This window comes from Streptomyces rimosus subsp. rimosus, assembly GCF_000720725.1.
GTDB lineage: Bacteria > Actinomycetota > Actinomycetes > Streptomycetales > Streptomycetaceae > Streptomyces > Streptomyces rimosus_A.
In genome coordinates this window covers 108,070-122,900 of sequence record NZ_JOCQ01000012.1, presented here as the reverse complement: position 1 = coordinate 122,900, position 14,831 = coordinate 108,070, and the positions used below count along the sequence as shown (strand labels likewise).

Sequence of the window (14,831 nt, the reverse complement as noted above, 5' to 3'; positions counted from 1 at the left end):
CGCCCGGCGGCTGATAACACTGGGCATCCCGGCGGTGCCCCAGCTCGGTAAGGACGGCAACGTGGCGTTCACGCTCACGAGCGAGGAGTGCCACGCCTTCACCGGAACGATCTCCTCGCGTCCTACTGCAGCGGGTGAGCGGTGATCCACTTGTCGAGCTTCTGGTGCTGCATCCAGATCAGGGGGCGCGCGGCGAGCCAGCCGTTGGTGTCGGTCTTCCCCGAGGTAGTCCCGGCGTAGGTGTCCATCTGGTCGATGATCGCGTACGCCTCGCTGTAGAAGCCCTGCGGCGCCAATGGGTCCTGGTTCATGGCCTTGCGGATCTTGTGCACGTCGTCCATATAGTCTTGGAGGCGTACCGTGCAGCCGTCCGGGTCCTCGTCAGCGCCCGCCCCGTTGAGACAGCCGATGTCGTGGCTCGCCCACCACGCCGTGGTGTCCTCCCACTTCGCTTTCACCGTCTTCGCCGGAGTCGCGCTCGTCGGCGGCTTCTTCGGCTCGGCGTCGGCTTTCGCCCCGCAACCGGTCGCTCCGATGACTGCTACGGCCGCGAACACGACCCCGGCCCCGCAGTTCTACCCCACCCCTTGATCATGGCGCAGATCATGCCACGGAGCAGCCACAGCAAAGAGGGCCAGCCGCGCGGTATCTCGCGGACTGGCCCTCTTCGCGCGTCTCTGCGTACGCAGAGCTGGCCTTGAGCCTCTACTTCTTCGGGTCCTTGGTGAACGCCCCCCGAGCGGCCCGGACGAGGACAGCTACACACAGGGCGCACGCGCCCGCCGCGACGAGGGTGACGACTAGACGATTAGTTCCGATGTGGCTCAGTGGTCATAGGCGATCAGTGACCTGGTGGTGGGTGCGCCGATAGTGCGGTTGTGCCATATGGCGCAGGTCATGGCCAGGATGCGCTGGGCCACACGGACGCCGACGCCTTCGACGGTGCGGCCGCCGTGCTGTTCGAGGTTGAGCTGGCTTTGAGAGTGTCGTTGACCGACTCGATCAGCTGCCGCACCGTTTTGAGCAGGGATTCTCCCGGCCGCGGAACGCGGTTGCGGTAGGAGGGCCGCAGGAGTCGGATGCCGCGGGCCTCCAGGAAGCGGTCGAGCTCATGCGAGACGTACCCCTTGTCCGCCCGAATCAGCAGGCCGGGCCGGGCGGCGGCGAGCTCCGGCTCGGTCTCGACCAGAGCGGCCAGCACCTGCCGTTCGTCGGTCTTGGGGCCGGCCAGGGCCCAGGTCACGGGCAGGCCGGCTGGGGTGCACACCAGGTGCAGTTTCAGGCCCCAGTAGAAGCGGGAGTGAGCGTGGCAGTAGCCATAGTTCACCCAGCCGACCAGGTCGGAGCGTTTGACGGTCTGGCGTGAGCGGGCGCATTCGACGGGGGTGGGGTCCACGATCCACACCGGGTCCTGCCACAGGTCGGTGTCGGCGGCCAGGGACCGGATGGCGCGTTTGACCAGGCCCAGCGCGACCCGCAGGCGTTTGTTGTAGGCGGGCCGCTGGGGCAGATACGGAAACAGGTGGTGCAGGTGGGCGTGGGCGAAGCGCAGCCAGCGGGCCTCGCAGTGAAAACCCAGCACCGCCTGGGCCACGGCCAGTGTGACCAGTTCCGCATCGGTCAGCCGGGGCGGCCGGCCCCGCCACCGGGGCCTCTTTAAATGGTCATCGATGTGTACGTACAGTGCGGTCAAGAGGGTGTCTGGTTCGGTCGTCACAACCCGATGCTGGACACCCTCCCTGTGTCCGTGAAACCCGCAATCGGAACTACTCGTCTAGATGACCGGAAGGCGCCCGAGCCGGGTCATCCGCCATACGGTTCGCCACCGCATAGCCCGCCGGGGTCTGCACGGCGTACGTACGCCTTCGGTGAACCCGCCGAACCACGCCCGCAGCCCGCCCAGCGACCGGGTCCGCGCCAGCGTCAGGCCGGTCCACACGCCCAGGTAGACGGGGACCAGGAGGGCGGACAGGTGGCGCTTGGCCAGCCAGACCCGGTTGCGGGTCACCATCCGGAAGAAGACCGCATGCCGGGTCGGCGAGATCCGCGGATGCTGAAGCACCACCTGCGGCTCATAGACGATGCGCCAGCCGGCATCCAGCGCCCGCCACGCCAGCTCGGTCTCCTCATGGGCAAAGAAGAACTCCTCCGGCCAGCCGCCGACCTCGTCCAGCATCCGCATCGACAGGCTGTGCCCGCCGCCGAGAAAGGTGGTGACCTCCCCGCCGCGCAGCGGATCCCCCGCCCGCAGCCGCGGCACATGGCGGCGCTGGGTGTGGCCGGTCTCGTCCGCGATCCGGAAGCTGACAATGCCCAGCCGCTCATCCGCCGCATGCAGCTCCGCGATACGGGCGAAGACGTCCGCGGCGATTGCCCATGGCCAACACGGCAACGCCGATACGGGGATGGCGCACCGATGAACTCGTTCTGCCGGCCGGTGGCCGCCGATGCTAACCGGCTCCACTCCGACCCCGCTCTCACCCACTGACGGAGGACCAACGCCTTAGCTCATCCCCAGCGCGCCGAGCACCGGGCATGCCCACGGCCCCTACGGGCAACCGGAGAAGGCCAAGCTGGCGGAGTTCCTCCGGCGCTGGTCCGGCCTACACCGTCAGGCCCTGGCCGGGTTCCGCGACCGCATTCACCCCACCGCGCAGTTTCACCCATCCGCGATCATCGGCGAAGACGTGATCATCGGGCCGCACGTCCGGGTGTACGAGTTCTCCACCGTCCGCGACGGCAGTGTCCTGTGTGCGGGCGACCGGGTGGGCTTCAACTGCGAAGTCACCCGCTGCCTCCTCGGCGAACGCGCCGTCCTCGGCCGCCGCATCGGCATCAACCGCACCCTCGTCGGCGCCGACGCCCACCTGTCCGCCACGCTGACGGTCGCCGCCATCAGCTTGCGGACCAACCCGCGGCGCGAACCGTCGCTGCGCACCTCCTACCCACACACCATGACCAAGGCGTGGCAGGACGACAACGAGTGGCACACGTGGCCGCCCGAGGCCCAGTGGAAGATCGACGTACCCCCGTGGGCGACCAAGGTGATCATCGTGCTCACGTCGGACGGTGCCGTGGTCGGTGGGTTCGTCTGCTTCGAGGTGGCCGGAGGGGACCTGCCACTGCCCGGAGGCGTAGCCGCCTTGGCGCAGGCTGAGCAGGACCCGGTTGTCGCGGATCAGCAGCAGGTGGACGTCGATGATCCGGCGGTGCCGCTGGACGGTGAGGGTGAGGACATTTCTCGTGAGTCCGGTGAAGCCATCGGCTATAGCGCGGCCGCCGGGGCTGACTGACCGAGCCTTTTGCCCCCTTCGGGGGAACGGCTCAGCCGGGTTCGGTGCGCAGGAAGGCTTCGGCCTCCTCCAGGCGGTGGCGGACTTCCCTCATCACTGGGAGGGGCAGCCGCCTCAGGAAGCTGTGTACACGGTACGGGTCCCCTTGTCCCAGGCCCAGGTGCCAACGATCCGACCGGCGAGGGTGACGACGGCGCGCACTTCGCCGATCATGTTGAACACCTGGGCGTGGTGTGCGGCGTTTCGGTAGCGGTCGCGCGTGGCGAAATGGCCCTTCAAGCCGGGGTCTCCGAAGCGAGCAGCCGTACGTGGCCTGGTGGTAGGAGTGGCGCGGATGTGATCGATGTCCTCGGTCAGGGTGAGGAGTTCGCCGAGCAGCCCTTCGACGCGCACGGGCGTGATGCCCTTCCGCTACGAGATGCTGAACTCCTGGCGTTCGCTGCCGTCGAGCGGACGCTGCTCGAACTGGTCGCCCTGGGCTCCGCCCGCGGTCAGATACAGGCCGCTGAAGCGGTTGACGAGCCGCACCCGGCTGCTGCCCGCGTCCTCGACCAGCCATTCGTCGTTGGTGTTCGTCCCGGCCGCGTACTGATGCTGGATGACCTTGGCCCCGGCATCACGGGACGCACCGCGTACGACGACGTCCTTGCCGCTGCCCTGGTTGACGATCCGCACGTACCCGTCGCCCACCGGCTCGAAGGCGAAGCGCTGGTTCTGGCCGTCGTTGCTCGGCCAGCGCACGATCTCGGCGTCGTTCGCGGTACTGGCGTGCTTGACGTCGAGGACGTGGTCGCTTCCCCTGACAGCCACCTTGTGGTACCCGCTCGGCACGGACGCGGCCCTGGTCAGCTTGACGGCGTGACCACCGTCGGCGGCTGCGGGGACGCTCAAGGTGTCCCCGGCGTGGATGACCTTGCTGGTGCGGACCAGGCCGCCGGGGCCGTCGGTGGTGATCTCCGCGTGCCACTTTCCAGAGCCGAGGAAGGCCGTCGGGTACTCGATGGTGCCCGCGCCCCCTCGCTTGAGCGCGCCGACGAACCAGCGATCGCCGTTGCGCCGGGCGACGACCGCACCGGTTCGCGGATCACCCGAGACGTACTTCGTCTCGTCCCAGACGGTCGGCAGCGCACGCATCCAGCGCTGTGCCTCGGGCCGGGCCTGGTAGTCGGAGACTCTGCTGCCCGGCAGCATGATGCCGCTCTCGTACAGCACACCGAGGGCGAGTTCCGCGCCGTCGCTGTTCGGATTGGACTGCTGGAAGCTCATCGGCGAGTAGTCGGTCGAGCCGAGGGCGGCGCGGGTGTACGGGATCGCCGTGACGTGTTCCACGGTCCGCCCGGCCCCGGCTTCTTCGCCCTTGACGGCCTCGGAGGTCAGCACGTGTGGCCAGGTACGCTGTACACCGACGGGCAGGCGTGAGCCGTGCAGGTCCACCATGAGTTCATGCCTGGCCGCGTCGGCCAGAGCGGCGTCGTACCACTGGTGGCGGGCCTGGGACTCCGAGTCCATGAAGTCCATCTTCACGCCGACGACACCCCACTTGTTGAGCTTGGTGAACTCGGCTTCGCGCTGCGCGGCGGTCTCCAGATCCTTCACGTGGTACCAGAGCATGATCTTCACACCCCGCTCACGGGCGTAGGACACCAGCTCGGGTATCCAGGTCACGCCCTTCCAGCCGTCGTCCACGAGCAGGTACGGCCACCCCTGCGAGGAGGCATAGTCCACCCACTGCTTGAGCCTGGGCAGATTGCGCTGCGTATCGCCGCCACCGTCGAACCAGGGCCATGCGGCGATGCCCGGCTTGATCCATGAGGTGTCCGCGACCTTCGACGCGGGCGCCACGTCGTCGGTCAGTGTGGACTCCATGACGTCCGCGGTGCTGCCGATGGTGGCGGTGCGCCAGGGGGTTACGAACGGGCCGGACCGCTTGATCTGCTCGTCGGCGAGCCGCACGGTGAACCGGCCGTTTCCCTGAGTATGGGTGAAGTGGCCACCCGAGTAGCCGCCGTCCACGCCGGACTCGGCGAGCTGCACGCGTGAGCCGTTGGGGTTCTGCGCGAACATGCTCATGTCGTACTCGCCGGTCGGCACCCCGGCGACCGGGGAGGTCACGAAGTCCAGCTCGTGCTTGTTCTCGTAGGCAGCACGGGACAGCTGGGCGTCGGCCGGCAGCTCGAACGACGTCGCCTCGCGCAGGACCGTCGCGCCGGAGGGCAGTTCATAGCGCAGGGCCACACCCTCCGTGGACGTCCGCACGTGCACGGTCAGCCGGGCGGAGCCCTTGCCGAACACCAGCCGGGTCTCGGTTGCGGAGCGCTCCCGGACCCGCGACTTCCCGGCCGCGACCTTGTAGGTGTACGAGATGGTGCGGTCGCTGCGGCTGATGAACTCAAGGCCGGCGCTGAAGTCGGCCTCGCTGGTGACAAGGCCGATCGGCGCGGGATTGAGAGCCTGCTTGCAGTCCCAGCTCGCGCCCAGGGTGGGGGTGCCCTTGTCGTCCAGGGCCACGGTGGCGCGCACGCCGTCGCAGCCGGAATCCGGTACGCCGGGTTGGACCGACGTCCAGCTTCCGGGTGCCGCGGCGGAGGCAGGCGCCGCGACGGCCCCGCTCGTTCCTCCCGCAAGGACGGCGAGAACGGTCGCCGCGGCTTGCAGAGTGCGCCTTTGAGCCCGCAGTGGGGGCCTTCGCATCGACTTCATACGGGTTCCTTCATGCCATGGATTCGACGGGTGCCCCGCGGTCGCCTCCCGTGCGAGTACGGGACCTGGGTCGGGCGTGTGTGCGTGTCGCTCGGCGCTGGCACGCACACACGCACGGCAGCGACGGTCAGTTCGGCGAGAGCTGGCTCTTCGGCACGACCTGCTGGGGCGTATTGGGGCTGGACCAGAGCAGCTTCATGTACGCCTCGCCGGTCCGCTCGGTGTGCTCGACCTTGATGGAGTACTTCCTGCCCGCCTGGAGGTCGATGGTGCCCTTGTCCACGGACGGGCCGTGCGGCGTTGTGTGGTCGATGAGGAGCTTCCCGTCGACCCAGACCCGCACGGTGTCGTCCGATACGGTGGCGAACTGGTACTTCTCGCTGTAGCGCGGCTCGATGGTGCCGGTCCAGCGAGTGCCGAAGTGGTCCGCGGGGATGTTCTCGGCCGGCGAACCACGGAACCGCCAGGCGTAGTTGATGGTCGGGTCGGTGCGGGTGACCTTCGGGCTGCCCGACAACTGGTCGTTGTCGAAGATCTCCGCCTTGAGGCCGGTACCGTGCCCCTCGGCCGCGGGGGCGGCCGGGGTGATCGACAGCTTGATCACCGTGGCGGTCGGATTGGTGGCGTCGCCGGCGGGGGTGATGTCGTATCCGTCACCCGCCTTGGTGACCGTGACCTTCTGGTCGCTGCCGAGCACGCGCGCGCTGTCGACCTTGAACCCGGTAGTGGCCCTCAGGTGCAGCTGCTTGCCTGCCCCGGGCCACTTGTACACCGAGGCGTACAAGTCGTTGCCCGACCGGCTGACCACACCCCAGTCCGGCTGGCTGACGACACCGGGGAAGCCCGCCTTGTAGACGGCGGCACCCTGCCCCGACCGTCCGAGCCAGTCGCCCATCTCCTTGAGCGCGGCGGTGGATGGGGCGGGGACGCGTCCGAGCTTGTCGGGGCCGACGTTGAGCAGGTAATTGCCGCTGCGGCTTGAGGTGTTCAACAGGTTTCGGGTGAGTTCTGTTCCTGACTTCCAGTTGGTGTCATGGCGCGCATAGCCCCACGTACCGTTGATGGTCATGCAGCTTTCCCAGAGCTGGCCGTCCTCGGGAGCCTTGGGGATCTCCTGCTCTGGCGTCCCGTAGTCGCCGTCGGTGACCCGCCGCTTGTTGACCCGGTTGTTGATGACGAGATTCGGGTCCAGGTCGCGCAGATAGGACTCCAGTTCCTCGCCGTCGCGTGCGTGCCACCGATTGGTGGGCCTGTCCGTGTCCCACTCGCCGTCGAACCACAACAACGCCGGGTCGTAGTTGTCGATCAACTCCTTGAGCTGCCCGTACATCCGCTGCTTGTACTTCGGGAACGTGTCGGCGTTCGGGAAGTCAGGGTCGTGCCAGTCCCAGATCGAGTAGTAGAGGCCCAGCTTGATGCCCTCGGCGTCGGCGGCCTGCTTCAGCTCGGCGAGGATGTCGCGGTTCTTGTCGAAGGAGGAGTGGTCACGTAGGTTCCAGTTGTTCTGCTTGGTCGGCCACATGGCATAGCCGTCGTGGTGCTTGGCAGTGATGACGATGTACTTCTGGCCGGCGCTCTTGGCGGCCGCAACGATGGCCTTCGCGTCGAAGTCCTTCGGGTTGAAGGTCGCGGCCTGCTTCTCGTACTCGCCCTTCGGGATTGCGCACTCACGCATGATCCACTCCGCGTTCCTGCACACTGTCCCATTGGGGCGCGTGTACTCGCCTTCGAGGTTCGAGTAGGCGCCGAAGTGGATGAACATGCCGAATCTGTCAGCGCGGAACCACGACGTGCGGTCCGAGGTGAAGGGGTCGTCGATCGCGTAGTTCGTCCCCGGGCCTGGTTCGGCGGCAGCCGCCGCTCCCGCTCGCGGCGCGGCGGTCGACGCAGTCGCGGGGACGAGCGCCAGCGGGCCAGTGGCGAGCGCGACGGTCAGAGCGATCGCCCTGCCTCGTGTGGCAGTCATGGACATGTGCGGCTCCTCTGTGGTGGGAAATGCGGTTCGCAAGGGTCAGGAAACGAGACGCCATTTCTGGTTGGCGCTGCCGTGGCAGGTATTGAGGGTCAGCTTGGTGCCGTCGGCGGTGCCGCTTTGGTAGGCGTCGAGGCACTTGCCGAAGGCCTTGAGCTCCTGACTCTGTGGGTCGTACGTCCATTTCTGGGCGTTGGTGCCGTTGCACCGGTAGAGCTGCACCGGGGTACCGTCCGTCTGGCTCGCCCCCTGCACGTCCAGGCACTTGCCGAGGGCGCGGACCTCGCCACCGGCGCCGCTGAAGGTCCACTTCTGGGCGTCGGAGTTGTTGCAGGTGTGGAGGTTCAGATCGGTGCCGTCCTGGGAGTTCGCGCCGGGGACGTCCACGCACTTGTCGCTGCCGACCCCGACAATCGCCGCCGAAAGGGTGCCGGTGGCCTTGTAGACGTGACCCGCCTTGCCGTCGAAGGTGATGCGCTGCCTGTCGCGCTCGGGGGTGATGGCCTCGCCGGTCGTGGTGTCGGTGACCTTGAACGCACCGAGGAACATCGGGCTGCGTACGGCGATCTCGCCTGACGTCTTGGGGGCGAGGGTGAACTCGGCGGCCCCGCTCTTCTTCCACGAGGCGTCCACGGTGACGTTGCCCCGCGCCTTCAGACCGCTGAACGAACCGGACTTCCAGGCGTCCGGCAGCGCGGCCAGCGGGCGGATCTCACCGTTCTGGGACTGCAGCAGCATCTCGGACATGCCCGAAGTGGCACCGAAATTGCCGTCGACCTGGAAGACGGAGCTGCCGCCGTCCAGAGGATGGAAGTCGAACAGGTTGGCATGAGTAGTGGACTTGAGCAGCTCGGCGAGGATCTTGTGCGCGCGGTCGCCATCGAGCAGCCGCGCCCAGAAGTTCGTCTTCCACGCCCTGCTCCAGCCGGGGGATTCAAACCCGGTCCCGCCATCGCCGCGCGCGTTGAGCGTCACCTTGGCCGCGTCCGCGAACTTGGGGGACCCGTCCGGCGAGATCTGACTGCCCGGATGCAGGGCGTACAGGTGTGAGACATGGCGGTGCTGATCGGTCTGGCTGTCCAGGTCGGCCTTCCACTCCTGCAGTTGGCCCCAGGAGCCCACGCGCAGGCCGGGGTCGAGCTTGTCCAGAGCCGTCTTCAGGTCGCTCTGGAACGAGGAGTCGGCGTTCAGTTCCTTCGCGGCGGCGAGGGTGTCGTTCAGCAGCCCCCACACAATCTGCTGTGCCATGGAGGCACCCGAGGTGTAGTCCCCGTGCTCGGGTGAGAGGGTGGGCGCGACGACGAGCTTGCCGTCCTTCGGATCGGTACGCAGGTTCTTCAGCCAGAACTCCGCAGCGCCCTTCATGACCGGGTAGGCCCGGTCGCGCAGATACGCCGTGTCCTTGCTGAACAGGTACTGGTCGTAGAGCTGCGAGGCGACCCAGCCGTTGGCCTCGGGGAACCAGAAGGATGTCGCAGCGTTGTGCACGCCGGTAAAGCCGAATGGGTTGGTCTCGTTGTGCACGACCCAGCCCGGTGAGCCGAACATGCCCGCGGCCGACTTGGCGCCCGCGTTCCTCAGGTCCTCGACGAACTCGGTGTACGGCTCGGCGGTCTCGGCGAGGTTGGCCTGCATGGCGGGCCAGTAGTTCATCTGGACGTTGATGTTGGTGTGGTAGTCGGAGCTCCACGTCGGGGAGGTCGAGTTGTTCCACACGCCCTGGAGGTTCGCGGGCAGTGAACCGGACCGCGAGGACGCGATCAGCAGATAGCGCCCGTACTGGTAGTAGAGCGACTCCAGGGCCCGGTCCTGCGGCGATGAGCCGCCGGTGTACTCGGCCCGGAGCTTGTCGGTGGGCTTGTCGGGCATCGACTGGCCGATGTCGAGCTTCACCCGGTCGAACAGTTCCCGATGGTCGGCTGCATGGGCGCTCTTGAGGCTGTCGTAGGACTTGGCGGCCGCCGCGTCCACGGCCTTCGTCACCCTCTCGTGCGGGTCATCGCCCCGGTAACCGGGGTACTTCTGCGCGTAGTCGGTGCCCGCACTCATCACGAAGGTGGCACTGTCGGCGCCCGTGACCTTCACCTGACCGCCACTGCCGGTGACCGTGCCGCCCTGGGCTTTGACCTGGATCTGCGACTCGAAGACGAGACCGTTGTCGGCGAGCTTGCCCCGGATGGTGAGCCGCCCGCCGTTCGCGGTCACGGTGAAGTCCTTGCGCGGTGACCCGTATCCGAGCGTGAAGGAAACCTTGCCGGACTGGTTCGCCCCGAGCCGCCCGGCGATCACCTTGTCCGGGTAACTGGCGAAGTACTCCCGCTCATAGGTGGCACCAGCTGCGTCATACCGGACACCGGCGACCGCGTTCCGCGTGTCGAGTGAGCGGCGGTAGTTCGTGTAGGAGGGCTCGTCGCCTTCCATGTCGAGGTTGAGGTCGCCGAAGGTCTGATAGGCACCGAACCCTTTCCGCTCCTGACCGAGCTTGCCGGCGACCCAGTGCGGAGCGGCCTTGCCCTTGGCGTTGATCTCGTCGACGACCTCCTGGAGGGCCTTGGGGCGCGGCGAGGTCCAGTTGCCGAAGGTGTATCCCGCGGAGCCCGGCCCCCCTGTCCACAGCGTCTTCTCGTTGAACTGCAGCTTCTCGGCCCCCACTCCGCCGTACACCATGGCGCCCATGGCTCCGTTGCCGATGGGCAGCGCTTCCTTCTCCCAGTCGGCGGCCGGCTTGGAGTACCACAGGGTGTGGGGGTCGGCAGTCGCGGCTGCGGGTTTCGCCACGGGCGCGGCATGGGCCGCGACCGAGACCGGAGCGACGCAGAGCGCCGATACGACGGTGATCGAAGCGAGTCGGCGCCAGCCCCGTCTTCCTCTTCTCCTGCTCATCACGTACGGGTCCCCTCGGCTCTGGGCGGTGAGTGGCGGTGTCACCGTAGGCCGAAGGAGAGGTCGGATCAATACTTTGAACAGCCGAAGATGATTGGAGCTATTGCCCCGAAATCACAAGGAAAGCGGGAAGAGTCACTCAGAATTAGTCGGAGGACTTGCCCGTACGGAGGGTCCATCATGAGGTACGAGCGGCAACGCCCCCGGCCGTCCCGCGACTTTGCGAAGCCGTGACACGGCCAGGACCCGGGTTGGGCGCCATGGGTCGGTCAACTGCCGGGCTCCATGGCCGATTAGCACCGTCGTGAGGACGTTCGGGTCCCCGTTCCGAGACGATGTTCGGCCTCAGGGACGCACGTGTCGTATCGGCGGAAATGGTGCACCATCGGCTCGACCTCTGATCGCACACCTGATGGAGCCCAGGCAGATCGCCGGGGCCGGCGTTGTTCGCGCGGCAGGCGAACAGTCGAGGGGCGGCACGAGGCACACCGGATGGCGGGGGTTGGAAAGATGGCGTGCCTCGTGCCTGCTTGGTGGGTGCCGCTACTCTCAGCCGACGCTGATGGCGGAGATCTCTCGGGGCGGAGTCTGGGTACTCACCTGCAGCGGTGCCGATGTGCTGGCGCACACCGTGCCGTCGGCCGCGACGGAAATGGACAGCGGGTGCCCAGCGACGCTCAATCCCGAGACGCTCAGGGGCAGCAGCTTGCTGGCCGTCGGCTGGATACTCAGGCGTCCCGCGGGAACGTCCGCCTCAAGGCCGAGGAGCGCCTGCAGCACGGCCACCGAGGAGGAGGCGGCCCACGCCTGGGGCCGGCACGACGCCGGGTAGGGCGACGGTCGGGCGGAGGTCGAGCGGGCGGTGCCCGCGAACAGTTCCGGTAGACGGGAGTCGAAGGCGGGCCCTGCCGCGATCAGGTTCTCCGCGAGTCGGCGGGCGTGATCCGGGTATCCGGCACGGGCCAGTCCGTGTACGGCGATGGCTGTGTCGTGGGGCCATACGCTGCCGATGTGGTAGCCGAGGGGGTTGTAGCCGCCGTTGGCGGTCGAGTACGTGCGCAGCCCATAAGCGTCGGCCAGGTCTGGAGCGAGGAGCCGGTCGGCGATGAGTCGTTCCTCCTCGGCGTCGAGCAGGCCGGTGTTGAGGAGGTGCCCCATTCCCGAGGTGATGGCGTCGGCCGGGCGCTTGTCCGCGTCGAGCGCGATGGCTGTGTAGGGGCCATGCTCGTCGGACACCCAAAATCCGCGCCGGAACGCTTCCCGCAGTTGTGCGGCCCAGGACCGGTAGCGATCGCCGCCGGGGCGGCCGAAGGCGTCGAGGAGCGCGGCGCCGTCCATGGCCGCCTTGTGCGCGTACGCCTGCACCTCACACAGCGCGATGGGAGCGGTCGCCAGGGAGCCGTCCCGGAAGCGGACCGAGTCGCCGGAATCCTTCCAGCCCTGGTTGGCAAGGCCGGTACCGGTGGAGTCGATGTACTCCAGCAGACCGTCGCCGTCCGGATCTCCGTATTCCACAAGCCAGTTGAGGGCTGCTTCGAGGTGCGGGAGCAGTGCTTTGACGTCTTCGGACGGCATGCCCCAGCGCCACGCGTCGTGCAGCAACGAGATCCACAGCGGGGTGGCGTCGATGGTCCCGTAATACTGCGCGGGCAGTCGGCTGCCGTCGCTGAGTTCCTGCGCCTCGGCGCGCACCTCGTGCAGGATCTTGCCGGGTTGTTCCTCGGTGGCAGGCACGGCGGTCCGGCCCTGGCGGCGGGCCAGGGTGCGCAGGGTTCCCGCCGCCAGGTCGGTGCCCAGGGGCAGCAGCATGCGGGCCGCCCACAGGGAGTCGCGGCCGAACAGGGTGAGGTACCACGGGGCGCCTGCCCCGACGAAGAGGTCTTCGGGGGCCTGCGGGTCGGCGAGCAGCAGGCGGGCGAGGTCCTGTTCGGACTGAGTGATCAGGCGCGTGAAGTCACCGTCCGCGCAGCTGAGGCCCAGGTCTGCCCAGGGCCGGGCATCCTCGGTCACCGGGCGGAAAGGGGTGGGCGAGTCCGTGTCCGCCCGGCCCACGAGCTCGCACGTCCAGGTATCGCCGGGGGCGAGGGAGATGTCGAAGGCGAAGATGCCCTGAGTCCCGGACACCGAGAGGCGGGAGCGGGGCACGCCGGCGACCGTGCTGCCGGGAGTCCGGGCTGACAGCGACATCAGCGATCCACTCGAAGCCCAGGTCAGACGGTGCTCGGCAGAGTACGGCGCGACGAGTGGCGTCGTAGCACCCTCTTTGACCGCGTCCATGGCGGCGAAGTCGCCCTCGGCTGTGACACGCAGGGTGAACCGTGCGGGAAGCGGGCCGTTGTTGGTGAGGGTCAGGTTCTCGGTGAAGCACCCCGGAACGACGGTGCGCTCGCGATGCAGGGTCACCGCCGGGTCGGCAGTCTGCTGTGCCACGCCGCGGAGCACGGCGTCGTACGTGACCCGGCTGGCGGACTCGGCGGTGGCGTTCGTCGAAGCGAGGTGCACGCCGTCGACGGTGATGCGCAAGGAGCGCAGGAAGCGCCGGTCCCCGTGGTAGAAGCCGTCGACTGGCGCGGTCATGTTCCCGTCGGGCCGCGATGCCACGAAGGAGGGGGCCCAGATCGCCAGGGTGGCGTCATGGACGAACGGCTGGCCGTCAGGCTCTGAGGCATGCGCCGGGAGATCGCGCTGCTGGTCAGGTATGTGTTGAACGCTCTGGGGCTGCGGCGTGTGACGGATCTGCTGCGACATCTAGACGGACCTTTGGCCTTCTTTTTTGCCGGATGTGGTGTGTACAGTCAGGATCGCTTCAGGGATTGGATCGATCCAAGAAAGTATTGGATCGATCCAAACGGCAACGCGCTCACACCGTACCCGACCTTCCGTGTGGACCGAAATGACCAATGACAGCCCTCGAAAGACTTCCCCGGCGCGATCACGGCCCCCGACGATGGCCGACGTCGCCCGCCTCGCCCAAGTCGGCAAGCAGACGGTTTCCAACGCGCTCAACAATCCCGACCTTCTCCGGCCCGAGACGTTGGCTCGCGTGACCGCCGCCATCGAAAAGCTGGGCTACCGGCCGCACACCGCGGCCCGGTCGCTGCGCCGCCGCGAGTCGCGGACCATCGGCTACGCGCTGGAACGCAGCGTGGCCGGCCGCTCCAACGCAGTGCAGGACCGTTTTCTGCACGCGCTTGCAGCCGCGGCCGGCTACCGGCTCCTGGTCTTCTCCGCCGACTCCCCCGAGGAGGAGGTCGAACGATACGACGAGCTGCTGCGGGAGCGGGCCGTCGACGCGTTCGTCCTGGACCGCACGAGGAAGGATGACGCGCGCCACCGCTGGCTGCATGGCAAGTCCGTGCCCTTCGTCGCCTTCGGCCGGTCCTGGAGTGAACAGGACTTCGGCGACTGGGTGGACGTCGACGGCGCAGCGGGCATCGAGGCAGCGACCGAGCACCTTGCCCTTGCGGGGCACGAGCGGATCGGCCTGCTGGGCTGGCCCGCCGGCAGCGGCACCGGTGACAACCGAGTCGCCGGCTGGCAGCGTGCCATGAAACGCCACGGACTGCCGGTACGCGATCTGCGCGCGGCCGCCTCCAACTCGACCGAGACCGCCCGGCAGGCCGCGGGCACGCTCCTGGACCAGGACGTGACCGCGGTCGTGGCCGTGAGTGATGCGCTGGCTCTCGGCTGTTACGACGCGCTGCGGGAGCGCGGACTGCAGCCCGGCACCGACGTCGCGGTCACGGGTTTCGACGACTCGCCCTTCGCGGAACTCCTCGCCCCGACCCTCACCTCCGTGGAACAGCCCCTCGAACAGGTCGCCGAGGAATGTGTACGGATGCTTCTCGCGCGGATCAGCGAACCCTGGCGCCCCACCGAGCATTTGCTGCTGACGCCCCGGCTCGTCATCAGGGACAGCTCCGGCCCTTCCGGATCGGGGGTGGTGACGGACATCTGATCCAGCCGGCCGAGCACGTCTTCCC

Annotated in this window: 9 protein-coding genes and 2 pseudogenes; 2 read left to right on the top strand and 9 right to left on the bottom strand. The window is 67.9% G+C overall.

Annotation, left to right across the window (positions count from 1 at the left end):
* Positions 1 to 122 precede the first annotated feature (122 nt).
* The 9 genes and pseudogenes from IH45_RS1000000148645 to IH45_RS0109250 all read right to left on the bottom strand — a co-directional run bounded on the left by IH45_RS1000000148645 (position 123) and on the right by IH45_RS0109250 (position 13,596).
* The gene (locus IH45_RS1000000148645) at positions 123 to 557 is read right to left on the bottom strand and encodes a hypothetical protein (protein ID WP_158812987.1); all 435 of its coding nucleotides are present in this window, start codon (positions 555 to 557) and stop codon (positions 123 to 125) included.
* 267 nt (positions 558 to 824) lie between these two features.
* Positions 825 to 1,717: pseudogene (locus IH45_RS01000000143385) on the bottom strand (IS982 family transposase).
* A gap of 57 nt (positions 1,718 to 1,774) precedes the next feature.
* Positions 1,775 to 2,371: pseudogene (locus IH45_RS0109280) on the bottom strand (glycosyltransferase family 2 protein); the annotation flags it as partial.
* 232 nt (positions 2,372 to 2,603) lie between these two features.
* Positions 2,604 to 3,152 (bottom strand): hypothetical protein, encoded by a 549-nt coding sequence (locus IH45_RS1000000150770; protein ID WP_324607930.1) that lies wholly within the window; start codon positions 3,150 to 3,152, stop codon positions 2,604 to 2,606.
* Positions 3,153 to 3,407: 255 nt separating this feature from the next.
* Entirely contained in the window at positions 3,408 to 3,686 is a 279-nt protein-coding gene (locus IH45_RS0109270; protein WP_030664282.1) for a hypothetical protein, read from the bottom strand.
* Positions 3,687 to 3,704: 18 nt separating this feature from the next.
* The gene (locus IH45_RS0109265; protein WP_234440473.1) at positions 3,705 to 5,813 is read right to left on the bottom strand and encodes a glycoside hydrolase family 97 protein; all 2,109 of its coding nucleotides are present in this window, start codon (positions 5,811 to 5,813) and stop codon (positions 3,705 to 3,707) included.
* 307 nt (positions 5,814 to 6,120) lie between these two features.
* Positions 6,121 to 7,959: an alpha-L-fucosidase gene (locus tag IH45_RS0109260; RefSeq protein WP_107058596.1), complete on the bottom strand. Its 1,839-nt coding sequence runs from the start codon at positions 7,957 to 7,959 to the stop codon at positions 6,121 to 6,123.
* Positions 7,960 to 8,004: 45 nt separating this feature from the next.
* Positions 8,005 to 10,848 (bottom strand): glycosyl hydrolase family 95 catalytic domain-containing protein, encoded by a 2,844-nt coding sequence (locus tag IH45_RS01000000143380; RefSeq protein WP_050514679.1) that lies wholly within the window; start codon positions 10,846 to 10,848, stop codon positions 8,005 to 8,007.
* A 549-nt stretch (positions 10,849 to 11,397) separates the two neighbouring features.
* The gene (locus IH45_RS0109250) at positions 11,398 to 13,596 is read right to left on the bottom strand and encodes an amylo-alpha-1,6-glucosidase (protein ID WP_078897389.1); all 2,199 of its coding nucleotides are present in this window, start codon (positions 13,594 to 13,596) and stop codon (positions 11,398 to 11,400) included.
* Here IH45_RS0109250 and IH45_RS1000000149245 point away from each other — a divergent pair.
* Complete coding sequence (locus tag IH45_RS1000000149245) at positions 13,516 to 13,752, top strand: hypothetical protein (RefSeq protein ID WP_199810646.1); 237 nt, start codon at positions 13,516 to 13,518, stop codon at positions 13,750 to 13,752. The genes IH45_RS0109250 and IH45_RS1000000149245 overlap by 81 nt on opposite strands.
* 43 nt (positions 13,753 to 13,795) lie before the next feature.
* Entirely contained in the window at positions 13,796 to 14,806 is a 1,011-nt protein-coding gene (locus IH45_RS0109245; RefSeq protein WP_234440471.1) for a LacI family DNA-binding transcriptional regulator, read from the top strand.
* Positions 14,807 to 14,831 lie beyond the last annotated feature (25 nt).